This window comes from Herbiconiux sp. L3-i23, from assembly GCF_023734115.1.
GTDB lineage: Bacteria > Actinomycetota > Actinomycetes > Actinomycetales > Microbacteriaceae > Naasia.
In genome coordinates, this window is the sequence record NZ_AP025737.1 from 1915099 (window position 1) to 1928428 (window position 13330).

Annotated in this window: 12 protein-coding genes; 2 read left to right on the forward strand and 10 right to left on the reverse strand. The window is 69.9% G+C overall.

Annotated elements, in window-relative coordinates:
• Nucleotides 1-65: 65 nt before the first annotated feature.
• From NGH83_RS09055 to dusB, 8 genes are all read right to left on the reverse strand, one after another.
• The gene (locus NGH83_RS09055; protein ID WP_251855933.1) at nucleotides 66-1748 is read right to left on the reverse strand and encodes an ABC transporter ATP-binding protein; all 1683 of its coding nucleotides are present in this window, start codon (nucleotides 1746-1748) and stop codon (nucleotides 66-68) included.
• Nucleotides 1745-2701: an ABC transporter permease gene (locus tag NGH83_RS09060; RefSeq protein ID WP_371872798.1), complete on the reverse strand. Its 957-nt coding sequence runs from the start codon at nucleotides 2699-2701 to the stop codon at nucleotides 1745-1747. Before NGH83_RS09060 ends, NGH83_RS09055 begins: the two co-directional genes overlap by 4 nt.
• Nucleotides 2702-2795: 94 nt before the next feature.
• Nucleotides 2796-3884: an ABC transporter permease gene (locus NGH83_RS09065; RefSeq protein ID WP_251855935.1), complete on the reverse strand. Its 1089-nt coding sequence runs from the start codon at nucleotides 3882-3884 to the stop codon at nucleotides 2796-2798.
• Between the two features lie 98 nt (nucleotides 3885-3982).
• Nucleotides 3983-5626 carry an ABC transporter substrate-binding protein gene (locus NGH83_RS09070; RefSeq protein WP_251855936.1) on the reverse strand — a complete coding sequence of 548 codons (1644 nt, stop codon included), beginning with the start codon at nucleotides 5624-5626 and terminating at the stop codon, nucleotides 3983-3985.
• A 177-nt stretch (nucleotides 5627-5803) separates the two neighbouring features.
• A complete protein-coding gene (gene dnaG / locus NGH83_RS09075) occupies nucleotides 5804-7684 on the reverse strand; it encodes a DNA primase (protein WP_251855937.1) in 1881 nt (626 codons plus the stop codon).
• Nucleotides 7685-8201: 517 nt separating this feature from the next.
• Nucleotides 8202-9026: an oxygenase MpaB family protein gene (locus NGH83_RS09080; protein WP_251855938.1), complete on the reverse strand. Its 825-nt coding sequence runs from the start codon at nucleotides 9024-9026 to the stop codon at nucleotides 8202-8204.
• Nucleotides 9002-10246, reverse strand: coding sequence for a deoxyguanosinetriphosphate triphosphohydrolase (locus NGH83_RS09085; RefSeq protein ID WP_251858498.1), 1245 nt, complete (start codon nucleotides 10244-10246; stop codon nucleotides 9002-9004). Before NGH83_RS09085 ends, NGH83_RS09080 begins: the two co-directional genes overlap by 25 nt.
• A gap of 4 nt (nucleotides 10247-10250) precedes the next feature.
• The gene (gene dusB, locus NGH83_RS09090) at nucleotides 10251-11417 is read right to left on the reverse strand and encodes a tRNA dihydrouridine synthase DusB (protein ID WP_251855939.1); all 1167 of its coding nucleotides are present in this window, start codon (nucleotides 11415-11417) and stop codon (nucleotides 10251-10253) included.
• A 119-nt stretch (nucleotides 11418-11536) separates the two neighbouring features.
• Between dusB and NGH83_RS09095 the strand changes: the two genes are divergently transcribed.
• Nucleotides 11537-11779: a hypothetical protein gene (locus NGH83_RS09095; RefSeq protein ID WP_251855940.1), complete on the forward strand. Its 243-nt coding sequence runs from the start codon at nucleotides 11537-11539 to the stop codon at nucleotides 11777-11779.
• A 45-nt stretch (nucleotides 11780-11824) separates the two neighbouring features.
• Nucleotides 11825-12283 carry an aminoacyl-tRNA deacylase gene (locus NGH83_RS09100; protein ID WP_251855941.1) on the forward strand — a complete coding sequence of 153 codons (459 nt, stop codon included), beginning with the start codon at nucleotides 11825-11827 and terminating at the stop codon, nucleotides 12281-12283.
• Nucleotides 12284-12425: 142 nt separating this feature from the next.
• Here NGH83_RS09100 and NGH83_RS09105 read toward each other — a convergent pair whose 3' ends face one another.
• Complete coding sequence (locus NGH83_RS09105) at nucleotides 12426-12617, reverse strand: hypothetical protein (protein WP_251855942.1); 192 nt, start codon at nucleotides 12615-12617, stop codon at nucleotides 12426-12428.
• Nucleotides 12614-13270: a DsbA family protein gene (locus NGH83_RS09110; protein ID WP_251855943.1), complete on the reverse strand. Its 657-nt coding sequence runs from the start codon at nucleotides 13268-13270 to the stop codon at nucleotides 12614-12616. The genes NGH83_RS09105 and NGH83_RS09110 overlap by 4 nt, the downstream gene beginning before the upstream one ends.
• Nucleotides 13271-13330: the final 60 nt, after the last annotated feature.

Here is a 13330-nt window from a genome sequence, read left to right on the forward strand (position 1 = left end):
CTCCCGCGGCGCCCCGTGGTCCCTGCCCCAGCGGACTCGAAGCGACGGCGCCGTCTGCAGGCGGATCACGCCTCGGCGGCCCGGATCCTGCGCAACTCGTCGCGCCGCGACGCCTGAGCGACCGGGTCGGGCACCGGGAGCGACGCCAGCAGGCGCTGCGTGTAGGGGTGCTGCGGCGCCCCGAGCACCTCGGCGCCGGTGCCCTGCTCGACCAGATCGCCGCGGTAGAGCACCGCGATCCGGTCGGCCAGGATGTCGACGACCGCGAGGTCGTGGCTGATGAACAGCGCCGCGAAGCCGAGCTCCTGCTGCAGTTCCCGGAACAGGGTGAGCACGCGCGCCTGCACCGACACGTCGAGCGCCGAGGTCGGCTCATCGGCGATCAGCAGCTTCGGGTCGAGGGCCAGCGCACGGGCGAGGCTCGCCCGCTGCCGCTGACCGCCCGAGAGCTCGTGCGGGTACCGGTCGCCGTAGCTCTTCGGCAGCTGGACGGCCTCGAGCAGCTCGTCGACGCGCTTTCGGGCGTCGCCGGTCGACTTCGCGCGTCCGTGCACGATGAGCGGCTCGGCCACGCAGTCGGCGATGGTGAGCAGCGGGTTGAAGCTCGACGCGGGGTCCTGGAAGACGAACCCGATGTCGACGCGGTGCCGCCGGAAGTCCTTCTCGCGGACTCCGACCATCTCGGTGCCGAGCACGTTCAGCGATCCGCCGGTCGCGGCGGTGAGGCCGGCGATGGCGCGTCCCATGGTCGTCTTGCCCGAGCCGCTCTCACCGACGAGGCCGAGCACCTCGCCGGCGCCGATCTCGAACGAGACGCCGTTCACCGCACGGAAGCCGGCGCGGCCGAGACGGCCCGGGTACTCGATGACGAGACCATCCGCCTTCACGAGCGGCGCTCCGGTGCTGCCGACGCGGGCCGCGGCACGTTCCGCGGCTGCGGCCGTCCCCTGACCGACGTAGGGCACCGCGGCGAGGAGGTCCTTCGTGTACTGGGCCTGCGGCGAGGCGAACAGGGTGCGGACGTCGGCCTGCTCGACGAGCTCGCCCTGGTACATGACGGCGACGCGGTCGGCGAGGTCGGCGACGACGCCCATGTTGTGGGTGATCAGCACGATCGAGGTGCCGAACTCGTCGCGGACACGGCGGAGCAGGTCGAGGATCTCGGCCTGCACGGTCACATCGAGCGCCGTGGTCGGCTCGTCCGCGACGATCAGGCCGGGGTTCAGCACCAGCGCCATCGCGATGACGACGCGCTGCTTCTGCCCTCCCGAGAACTGGTGCGGGTAGTAGTTCACCCGCGTCTCAGGGTCGGGGATTCCGACCTTGCGGAGGATGTCGACCGCCTTGGCCTTCGCCTCGGCGCGGCTGATCTTGCCGTGCGCGCGCAGGCCCTCGGCGATCTGCCAGCCGACCGGGTAGACCGGGTTCAGAGCCGTCGACGGCTCCTGGAAGACCATCGCGACGTCGGTGCCGCGCACTTCCCGCAATTGCTTCTTGTCGACCGCCACCACATCGGTGGCGGCGCCGCCGCGCGTGCTCGACAGCAGCAGAACGCCCTGCGACGTGGCGGTCTCGGGCAGCAGACCGAGGATGCTCTTGGCCGTCACCGTCTTGCCGCTGCCGCTCTCGCCGACGATGGCGAGCACTTCGCCTCGCTCGACGGACAGGCTGACACCGTCGACGGCCTTCACCGCTCCGGCGTCGGTCGAGAACGAGACGGACAGATCCTTGATGTCGACGACGCTCATCGGTCGCCACCTCCCTCTCCGGGGCTCTCGAGCCCGTCCACCCCGCCTGGCGCGTCGATCACGCCGCCGGCGACGACCGAGGTCTGCGCGACGGTGCCCGACGCGGCCCCGACCGCGCGACGACCGCGCAGGCGCGGGTCGGCGAGGTCGTTGAGGCTCTCACCGACGAGGGTGATGCCGAGCACGACGAACACGATGGCGAGGCCCGGGTAGAGCGCCGTCCACCAGATTCCGCTCGTGACATCCGACAGCGCCTTGTTGAGGTCGTAGCCCCATTCGGCGGCCGAGCTCGGCTCGATGCCGAAGCCGAGGAAGCCGAGCCCCGCGAGGGTCAGGATCGCCTCCGACGAGTTGAGCGTGAAGATCAGCGGCAGAGTCCTGGTCGCGTTGCGTAGCACGTGACGGAACATCACGCGCGGGGTGCTCGCGCCGATTACCCGAGCGGACTCGACGAACGCCTCCGCCTTGATCCGCACGGTCTCCGCGCGGATGACGCGGAAGTACTGCGGGATGAAGATGACGGTGATCGAGATCGCGGCGGCGAGCACGCCCGCGATCTGGTTCGACTGGCCGCCCGAGATGACGATGGCGACGACGATGGCGAGCAGCAGCGACGGGAACGCGTACACGGCGTCGGCGATCACGACGAGCACGCGGTCGAGCCAGCCGCCGATGTAGCCGGAGACGAGGCCGAGGAAGACGCCGAGGAAGATCGACAGGATGACGGCGATGACGATCACGAGGAGCGCGGTCTGCGTTCCCCAGATCACCCGTGAGAGCACGTCGTAGCCGCCGACGGTGGTACCGAACCAGTGCGCGGCCGACGGCGGCTGCTGTGCGCCGAACGCGCCGTCGTCGTCGCGGAGCTGGGCGTAGCCGTAGGGCGCGATCAGCGGGGCGAAGATCGCGAGCAGCACGAACACCGCGGTGATGATGAGACCGGCCACGAGCATGCCGCGCTGCAGCCCGACGCTCTGTCGGAGCTGGTGCACGACCGGGAGGCGGCCGAGGAGACTGCGGCGGGGAGCCGCGGTGGGGGTCGTCACGTCAGTACCTCACTCTCGGGTCGACCAGTGCGGCGATGACGTCGACGATGAAGTTGGTGAGCGCGACGATCACGGCGAGCAGCGCAACGATGCCCTGCACGGCCACGAAGTCGCGCGCCTGCAGGTACTCGGCGAGCTGGAAGCCGAGCCCCTTCCACTCGAAGGTCGTCTCGGTCAGCACCGCGCCGCCGAGGAGCAGCGCGATCTGCAGGCCGATGACGGTGATGATCGGGATGAGCGCCGGCTTGTAGGCGTGCTTGCGGACCAGTCGCAGTTCGCCGACGCCGCGCGAACGGGCCGCGTCGACGTAGTCGGTGCCGAAGGTGCCGATCACGTTCGTGCGCACGAGGCGGAGGAAGACTCCCGCCGTCAGGAGGCCGAGCGCGAGACCCGGCAGCACCGCGTGGGCGAGGACGTCGCCGATGACGTCGGGGTCGCCGGTGCGGAGCGAGTCGATCAGGTAGATGCCCGTCTTGCCGGGAAGCACCTGCATCTGCAGTTCCGCTCCGGTCGACGCGCGACCGGCGACAGGCAGCCACTTCAGCTGCACCGCGAAGATGAGCTTCAGCAGAAGCCCCGCGAAGAACACCGGGGTCGCGTAGCAGAGGATCGCGAAGATGCGCAGGACCGCGTCGCCCCACTTGTCGCGCAGGTAGGCGGCGAGCATCCCGAGCGGGATGCCGACGATGAACGCGACGATGAGGGCGTAGAAGGCCAGCTCGAGGGTGGCGCCGCCGTAGGTGATCAGGACCTCGGTCACCGGACGGTTGTCGCTGATCGTCGTGCCGAAGTCGAAAGTCGCGATCTGGCCGAGGTACTCGAAGTACTGCACGATCAGCGGACGGTCGTATCCGGCCTCGGCGATGCGCTCCGCCAACTGGTCGGCGGGCAGCCGACCGCCGAGAGCGGCGGTGATCGGGTCGCCCGTGGTCCTCATCAGGAGGAACACCATCGTCACCAGGATGAAGATGGTCGGGAAGATCAGCAGGAACCGGATCAGCAGGTAGCGTCCGAGCCCGCCTCCCTGCTTACGGCTGCGAGCCGCGGGAGCGGGAGCCCCGGCGGTCTCTGGTGGTGCGGTGACAGTCATGTCGCCCTTCGGAAGAAAAGGATGGACGGCGCGACGAGCGGCCCGCCTCGAAGATGAGGCGGGCCGCCCGGAGCCGTCAGGGCCGATTCCTTATCGGATCAGCCCTTGGTGATCGGCGCGTAACGGAACTTGAACGACGCGTCGAGCGTAACGCCGTCGACGTCGGTTCCGGACACCGCGACCTGCGCACCCTGGAGGTACGGGACGGTCGAGAGCTGCGCCGCGACCTTGTCCTGGATCTCCTCGATCAGCGCCTGACGCTCGGCGGGGTCGGTGGTGCTGACCTGCTGGGCGATGAGGCCCTGGACCTCGGCGTCGTCGAAGTGGTTGCCGAGGAAGTTCTCCTTGATGAAGAACGGCGACAGGTAGTTGTCGGCGTCGGAGTAGTCCGGGAACCAGCCCAGCTGGTAGGCCGGGTACACGTCGGAGGTGCGGTCCTTCGAGTACTGCACCCACTCGGTGGTCTGCAGGTTCACGGTGAACAGGCCGGTCGACTCGAGCTGGTCCTTGATCAGCGCGTACTCGTCGGCCGACGAGGGGCCGTAGTGGTCGTTGCTGTACTGGAGGTTCAGCTCGACCGGGGTGCTGACGCCCGCCGCGGACAGGGTCGCCGCCGCCTTCTCGGCGTCCGCGCCGCCCTCGCCGTCGCCGTAGAGCGGCTTCAGCGCCTCGGTCGCACCGGTCAGACCGGCGGGGACGAAGGAGTAGAGCGGGGTGTAGGTGCCCTTGTAGATCTGCTCCGCGAGAGCCTCGCGGTCGATCAGGTCGGCGACCGCCTGACGCACGGCGAGAGCCTTGGCCGGGTCGGCCTCCGCGGTCGTCGCCCCGAAGGGCTGCGTGTCGAAGTTGAAGACGATGTAGCGGATCTCTCCACCGGGGCCGTCCCACACCTTGACGTCGTCGTTGCCGGAGAGGTCTTCGACGTCGGTCGCGGAGAGGCTCCGGAACGCCACGTCGATGTTGCCCTCCTGCACGTCGAGCTTGAGGTTCGACGACTCGGCGTAGTACTTGACGTTGACCGTCTCGTTCTCGGCCGCGCCGAGGACGCCCTGGTAGTCGTCGAAGCGCGTGTACGAGATCAGGTTGTTGAAGTCGTAGCTCGCGATGTCGTACTGACCGGCGAACGCGTGACCCTCGACGATGTCCTCGTCGGAGGTGAGCTCGGTGGCCGAGAAGACGTCCTCATCCACGATCGGGCCGGCGGGGCTCGAGAGGATCTGCGGGAAGGTCTGGTCGTTCTCGCTCTTCAGCGTGAACACGACGGTGAGGTCGTCGGGCGCCTCGACCGAGTCGAGGTTCGCGAGCAGGCTGGACGGGCCGTTCTCGTCGGCGATGGCGACCTGGCGATCGAAGGTGAACTTCACATCCGACGAGGTCAGCTCGTTGCCGTTCGCGAAGGTCAGGCCCTCCTTGAGCGTCACCGTGTACTCGGTCGGCGAGGTGAACTCGGCCGACTCCGCGATGTCGGGCTCGACGTCGGGGCTGCCGTACGGGGTGTTGAGAAGGAAGGGGAAGACCTGGTTCATGACGGCGAACGAGCCGTTGTCGTACGAGCCGGCCGGGTCGAGGACGGTCACCTTGTCGGTGGTGCCGATGGTGACCGTGCCACCGTCGCCGCCGCCGTCGCCGCCGGTGTCTCCACCCGACGCGCAGCCGGCGAGGACGATCGCGCTGGCGCCGAGTCCGGCGACGGCGATCAGGGCGCGCCTGCTGCGACGGCCCTTCGAGAATGCGGATGCCATATCCGTCTTCCTCTCTTCATTCGAGATTGCATAGACGAACGCGCAAGACCATGGAGATCCCGCGCGTTCCGGTTATCCCAGGTCTAACACAGGTGCTCTCGATCGCTTTCCTCGGAGCGGTTTTCGTTACTCCGATGAGACATCGTCGACGCGCGGGCGCCGTCAGAGCCGGCTGTTCTAGAGCTGGCTGAGCGAGCGCCGTTCGGCTTCGAGTTCGACGAGCGACTGCTGCACCGCGCGATAGCGCTCGGGGTCCTCCCCCGAGCCGGTGCGCTGGAGCTGCGCGAGGAGGTCGCGCTTGCGGCGCTGCAGGTCGCGGTCGACGAGCCTCGAGGCGAGGTCCCGCACGTAGACCCGCAGCAGCTCCTCACCGCGGGTCTGCGGCAGCGGGGCGATGCTGAGCTCGCGGGCGAGCCCCACGAGGACTTCCGGCACCGCATCGGCGAGGGTGTCGAGCCACTCGGGCGATGACGCGGTGGCGATGTTCGCGCCCACGGCGTCGCGCACGGCGGCGAGGGCGCGGTTACCGAACCCGGTCTTGGTGGCGCGTTCGAGCAGCGCGTCGCCGACGAGGGCGGGGTGCTGGATCATCCCCATCAGCGCGTCGCGCTCGAGACGCGTGCTCGCGTCGGTCGGAAGCTGCGCGAGCGTCGGCCCCTGCGGGCGCGGCGCCGGCTCGGCGGCGGGCTCGCCACCGGACAGTCGGGGCGGTGCCTCGTCGCGTTCGACCGGGGCGGGCCGCGACGCCGCGCTGCTGACCGCGCGCGACACCTCGCCGAGCTCCATGCCGAGCCACCGCGCCAATTCGCGTGAGTAGCCGGGACGCAGCGATGGGTCGCGGATGCCGGCGACGATCGGCGCGGCCGCACGCAGGGCGCCGACGCGACCCTCGACCGTGTCGAGGTCGTGGGCGGCGAGCTGCTGCTTGATCATGAACTCGAACATCGGCTTCTTCGAGTCGATCATGCCGCGCACGGCCTCGTCGCCCCGGGCGAGGCGGAGGTCGCACGGGTCGAGACCCTCCGGTCCGGTGGCGACATAGGTCTGGGCGGCGAACCGCTGCTCCTCGGCGAAGGCGCGCACCGCCGCCTTCTGCCCTGCGGCGTCGGGGTCGAAGGTGAAGACGACCTCGCCGAGCCCGCTGTCGTCGCCGAGGACGCGGCGGATGATCTTGATGTGCTCGACGCCGAACGAGGTGCCGCAGGTCGCGACCGCGGTGGTGATGCCCGCGAGGTGGCAGGCCATCACGTCGGTGTAGCCCTCGACGACGACGACCTGCCGTGCGCGGGACATGTCGCGTTTGGCGAGGTCGAGCCCGTAGAGCACCTGCGACTTGTGGTAGATCGGCGTCTCGGGGGTGTTGAGGTATTTGGGGCCCTTGTCGTCGTCGAACAGGCGCCGCGCGCCGAAGCCGACGGTCTCGCCGGTGAGGTCGCGGATGGGCCAGACGACCCGGCCGCGGAAGCGGTCGTAGGGTCCGCGGTCGCCGCTCGAGACCAGGCCTGCGGCCGAGAGCTCCTCGTTCGTGAAGCCGCGTCCGCGCAGGTGCTTGGTGAGCTCGTCCCAACTCTTCGGTGCGAAGCCGACGCCGAAGTGGGCGGCGGCGGCGCGGTCAAAGCCGCGCTCGCCGAGGAACCGGCGACCCGCATCCGCGTCGGGGCTCGCGAGGCGTTCGACGAAGAACTCCCCCGCCGCTCGGTTCGCGGCGAGAAGTCGCGCGCGGTTGCCGCTCTCGGACGCGGCAGGGCCGCCGTCCTCGTAGTGCAGCGTGTAGCCGATGCGGCCGGCGAGACGCTCGACGGCTTCGGCGAAGGTGGCGTGGTCGAGCTTCTGCAGGAAGGTGTAGACGTCGCCGTCCTCACCGCAGCCGAAGCAGTGGTAGCGGCCGACGGCGGGTCGGACGTGGAAGCTGGGGCTGCGCTCGTCGTGGAAGGGGCAGAGACCCTTGAGCGACCCGACTCCGGCGGGCTTCAGCGCGACGTGGTCGCCGACGATGTCGGCGATGTTGGTGCGGGTCCTCACCTCATCGATGTCACTCTTCCGGATACGACCCGCCACGCCACGATTCTAAATTCCCGCTGCGACACCCGAGCCGGGCCGCCGCTAGCGGCCTTCAACGACGCCCCTCTCACGGGGTGTCTGACCAAATGCAGGAGAAATCGACGCCGGACCCCGTCTCAGCCCCGTTTTCGCCCCCTCGGCGCGAAAATCTCCTGCACTTGGTCAGCCACACCGGCAGCAGCTGACCAAATCAAGGAGATCTCGCCCTTCGACCCGCCCCGATCCGCATGAACGTGTGACTCGGGGGCGCTTTCTCCTTGATTCGGTCAGTTGCATCGGCCTGGATGCTGAGCTGCTGACCAAATGCAGGAGATTTTGGCGCTGCACCGCCCTCTAGAGCTGTTTTCGAGCCCGCGGCACCAGAATCTCCTGCATTTGGTCAGCCATACACGAGCATCGGCTGACCGAAGCAAGGAAATCCTGGCGCTCGACCTGCCCCGATCGGCATGAACGTGTGACTCGGGGGTGCTTTCTCCTTGATTCGGTCAGCAGCACGCCGGGAAGCGCGGGGCGATCAGGCGTGGGTGCCGGGCCAGGCGAGAGTGGCGCGGCCCCGACGGGATCTCGCGCTCGGGACCCGGCGTACCGCGCGCGGCAGCACGCGGTAGAACGCCAGGAGGAAGCGCAGTCGGCGCTCGAAGTCGCGCTGCAGCGACGGCGTCCACCGGATCCCGTACGACGCCCGCAATCGCGGCGGCAGCAGTCCCGCCGTCACGACCCGCGCGAGCGGCAGCAACGGACGCATCCACGCCGGACCGTGATCGGGACGCAGCAACTGTCGGGCGACGTGCCGCGCGACCGGCGTCACCTCGAGCGTTGCAACCTGCTCGTTCCAGTAGGCGTCGAACGCCGCGCGATCCGCGGGCCAGAGCTCCGACGGCATGCCGAGCGCCGTGCCGATGCGGGCGCTGCGTCGGTACACCTCATCCGCAGCCTCCGGCGGAAGAGGCCCCCACGCCAGCTCGTACATCATGACGGTCGTGTCGTAGAGCGTCGCCGCCACCCACAGCTGCAGGGCGGGGTCGCGAGCGTCGTACGCGTGCGGCGTCGTTTCGGAGCGGACCCCGCGATGCGCCCGCCCGACGGCGCGCGCGGCCGCCCTGATCTCCTCCTCGCTGCCGAACGCCAGCGTGTACAGGTAATCAGTCGTGCCCACGAGGCGACGCGTCGGGTCGGAGGCGAACCCGCTGTGTTCGGCCACCCCGCGCGCGACGCCCGGCGCCGCGAGCTGCAGCAGCAGCGCCCGTCCCCCGCCGGCGAGCAGGATGAACTCCCCTGCGACGTCCCCGAACGAGGGCGAGGAGGCGGCAGCGGTCAGCCGACGAGGCGTTCGTGCCATGCGATGGCCGACTGGTCGGTGAGGCTCGCCACCTGATCGACGACCGCGCGCCCGCGGGCGATGTCGTCGACGGCGTCACGGTGGTCCGCTCGGAAGGACGGGTCCATCTCGTCGGGCCGCTCGGCGAGGACATCGGCGAGCTCCCGCAGGATGGCGCGCTGCTGCTGGTAGACCGGCTCGCGGCTGCTGCTCGTCATGACGAACGCGGCGACGATGCCCTTCAGCACGGCGATCTCCGCCCCGATGTCGCGCGGCACGACGACGCTCGCGCCGAAACGGGCGAGCTGCTCCCACGGGTACGCCTCGCGCGTCGCCCGGGTCGCGCTGCCCGCGAACCGGCCGATCAGCTGGCTGGTCAGGTTCTTGAGACGCCCCTGGTCGCGGCGGGATGCGTCCCAGGTCGAGATCCAGAACGGCAGCGCTGCGAGCCGGTCGAACGCGGCGACCAGTTCGGCGTGGTCGAACTCGCCGCCGACCCAGGCGTGCATCGCGGTCACCAGGTCGTCCTGGCCGGCGACATCGCCGAGGGAGGCGACGTCGATGTAACCGCCCGTCACCGCGTCCTCGAAGTCGTGCACCGAGTAGGCGATGTCGTCGGAGAGATCCATGACCTGCGCTTCGACGCAGCGGACGCCCGTCGGCGCGTCCCGGCGCAGCCACTCGAACGCGTCGATGTCGTCGGCGTAGAAGCCGAACTTCGCCCGACCGCTCGGGTCGGCGACCGACTGTACGGCCGACCACGGGTACTTGCAGCTCGCGTCGAGGCTCGCGCGGGTGAGATTGAGACCGTACGGACGGCCGTCGGGCCCGAAGGTCTTCGGCTCGAGGCGGGTCAGCAGGCGCAGCGACTGCGCGTTGCCCTCGAACCCGCCGATGTCCTCCGCCCAGTCGGAGAGGGCCTTCTCGCCGTTGTGTCCGAACGGCGGATGTCCGAGATCGTGCGCGAGGCAGGCGGTGTCGACGACGTCGGGGTCGAGTCCGAGGTTCGCGCCGATCTCGCGCCCGACCTGCGCGACCTCGAGCGAGTGGGTGAGCCGGTTGCGGGCGAAATCGAGGCCCGCGGTCGGGCTCAGCACCTGCGTCTTCGCGGCGAGGCGCCGCAGCGCGCTGCTGTGCAGCAGGCGCGCGCGGTCGCGGGCGAAGTCGCTGCGCCGGCTCGAGTGTTCTTCGGGCAGCCAGCGTTCGCTGTCGCGCTCGTCGTATCCGACGCCCGACAGCATCGGATCAACCACCGCTGTTCTCGAGCTCTGCTCCGGCGACCTCACCGCGCGCCACGGCGCCCAGCTCGCGACTCTCGAGCCACCCCTCGGGCAGCACGGGACGCTTAGGCGTGCCCGCGCGTCCGCGCTGCCCCTCGGCGGCGTCGCCCGGATACGGGATGTCGGGGTCGAGTTCGCCGAGGAGGTCGTCGATGCGCTGCAGGCTGTCGCTGGTCGCGAGCGCGGCGCGGGTCTCACCACCGACCGGGTAGCCCTTGAAGTACCAGGCGACGTGCTTGCGGATGTCGCGGCAGCCGCGCTCCTCGCTGCCGAAGAACTCCACGAGCAGCTCCGCGTGACGGCGGAAGGCGGCGGCGACCTCGCCGAGCGTCGGGGTGACGAGGGTGTCGTCGCCCGCGAATGCGGCCGCGAGGTCGGCGAACAGCCAGGGCCGACCGAGGCAACCGCGGCCGACGACCACTCCGTCGCATCCGGTCTCCTCGACCATGCGCACCGCGTCGGCTCCCGACCAGATGTCGCCGTTGCCGAGCACGGGGACGCTCGTGATGGTCTGCTTGAGCTTCGCGATGGCCGACCAGTCGGCATGCCCCGAGTAGAACTCCGACGCGGTGCGGGCGTGCAGGGCCATGCTCGCCACTCCGGCGCCCTCGGCGATGCGGCCCGCCTCGAGGTAGGTGAGGTGGTCCTCGTCGATGCCCTTGCGCATCTTCACGGTGAGCGGCACGTGCCGGGCGGACTTCACCGCGCCTTCGACGATGTCGCGGAACAGGTCGAGCTTCCACGGCAGCGCGGCGCCGCCGCCCTTGCGGGTGACCTTGGGCACCGGGCAGCCGAAGTTGAGGTCGATGTGGTCGGCGCGGTCCTCGTCGACGAGGATTCGGACGGCCTCGGCGACGGTCGCCGGGTCGACTCCGTAGAGCTGGATGCTGCGCGGAGTCTCGGACTCGTGATGGGTGATGAGCCGCATCGTCTCGGGCGTGCGTTCGACGAGGGCGCGGCTCGTGATCATCTCGCTCACGTACAGACCCGCCCCGAATTCGCGGCACAGGCGACGGAAGGCGGTGTTCGTGATGCCGGCCATGGGCGCCAGCACGACCGGAGTGTCGAGCCGCAGCGGCCCGATCTCGAGGGCCGGCGCGGGCGAGGCCAGCGTGGCGGAAGCGATCGACATGGCATCGATTCTCCCAGGTTCTGCAGCGAGGGCCCGCGTCGGCTGTCCCGAAGAGTCGGGACCGGCGGCGGGACGGCGCGCTCTGCCCGCCCGGGACGCGCCGCAGGAAGAGTCGCGGCATGACCACGACACCCGCTCCCTCACCCCGTCCCCGCGCCACCGGCTTCGTCGTCGGCGCCCTGTCGATCCTGCTGCTCGCCGGATGCGTCGGCCCCGGCGACGACGCTCGCCGCGCCGATCCCGACGTCACGGCTCGCAGCGTCTCGCCGATCGAGTCGCTCTTCTCCCCCACCGCGCTCGTCCCCACAGCACTGCTGGGCGAGGAGGACCGCCTCGCGCGCGGCTCGCTGCTGCAGCCGTGAGCCGCGTCCGACGCGACGGCCGGCCCCGGATGCGAGGATCGAGCCATGTCACGTGAACGAGTCCTCGCCGATGCGGCCGAGCGCGGCCTGACCGTCGAGATCATCGAGCGCCCCGCGGCGGGATCCCTCGAGGAGGCGGCCGGACTGCTCGGCATCTCCCCCGCGGACATCGTGAAGTCGCTCGTCGTCAAGCGTAAGGACGGCACCTACCTGTTCGCGCTCGTCCCCGGCGACCGGCAGATCGCGTGGGCGAAGCTGCGCGCCGTCGTCGGCGTCAACAAGCTGCAGCTGCCCGACGCGGGTCAGGCGCTCGAGGCCACCGGGTACGAGCGCGGCACCATCACCCCGCTCGGCAGCACGACGGCGTGGCCGGTGTACGCCGACTCCCGCATCGCGGGTCGCCGCATCGCGATGGGGGCGGGCGAGCACGGCTCGAGCCTCTTCGTCGACGCCGACGCGCTCGTCGCCGCGTTCGACGCCACCCTCGCCGACATCAGCGACTGAGTCCGCCCGCGGTCGAGTACACGGATCAGGAGATCCGGCCGGAAAGTGGGCAAGTCGCACACGGATCAGGAGCGGATCGCCCGATGCTCCTGATCTGTGCACAAACTCCTGATCCGTGCACCCACGGGTTCGGAGGGTCGGGTCAGTGGGTTGCGGGCGGGCCGCAGTAGCCGGAGTCGTCGCACATGTCGGCGGCCGGGGCGATCAGTCGGAGGCCCAACGCCGGGAATGCGATCGGGGCCGAGGCCGCCGGGATCTCGCCCGCCGCAGACGACACGGCGAACCCCGCCGCGGGTTCGGGCTTCGCCGCAACGGGCGTCGCGTCGGCGGTCACGCCGCGTCGCCTTCGCGCTCGGCCGAGACCTGGCTCAGCACGTTCTCGAACACCGACGGGTCCTGCGCACCCGAAACCCCGTACTTGCCGTCGAGGACGAAGAAGGGCACACCCTGGATGCCGTAGGCGATCGCCTGCTGCTGGTCGGCGCGCACATCGGCCAGATAGCGGTCCGACTGCAACGCGGCCAGCACGTCGTCGCGGTCGAATCCCAGCTCCGCGGCGATGTCGGCGAGGTCCTCGATCCGGCCGACGTGGCGCCCCTCCTCGAAGTACGCCGAGAGCAGGCGCTCCTTCATCTCCGCCTGCCGGCCGTGTGCCTTGGCGTAGTGGATGAGCTGGTGCCCCTTGACGGTGTTGGTGTGCTTCACCGCGTCGAAGTCGTAGTCGAGTCCCACCGACGAGGCGATGCCGGTCACGTGAGCGAGCATCTGCTCGACCTGAGCGTGGGGCATCCCCTTGCGCTCGGCGAGGAAGTCGGTGGTGCTGCCGTCGAAGTCGACCGGGGTGTCGGGCGAGAGCTCGAACGAGTGGTACTCGACCTCGACGTCGCCGCCGAATCGCTTCAGCCCCTCTTCGAACTTGCGCTTGCCGATGAAGCACCACGGGCAGGCGATGTCGGACCAGATGTCGACCTTGATGGGTTCAGCCATATCCATGTCAATCCATCGACCCACCCGCGCATTCCCGCCGAGACGCGAAAGGTGGGGCAG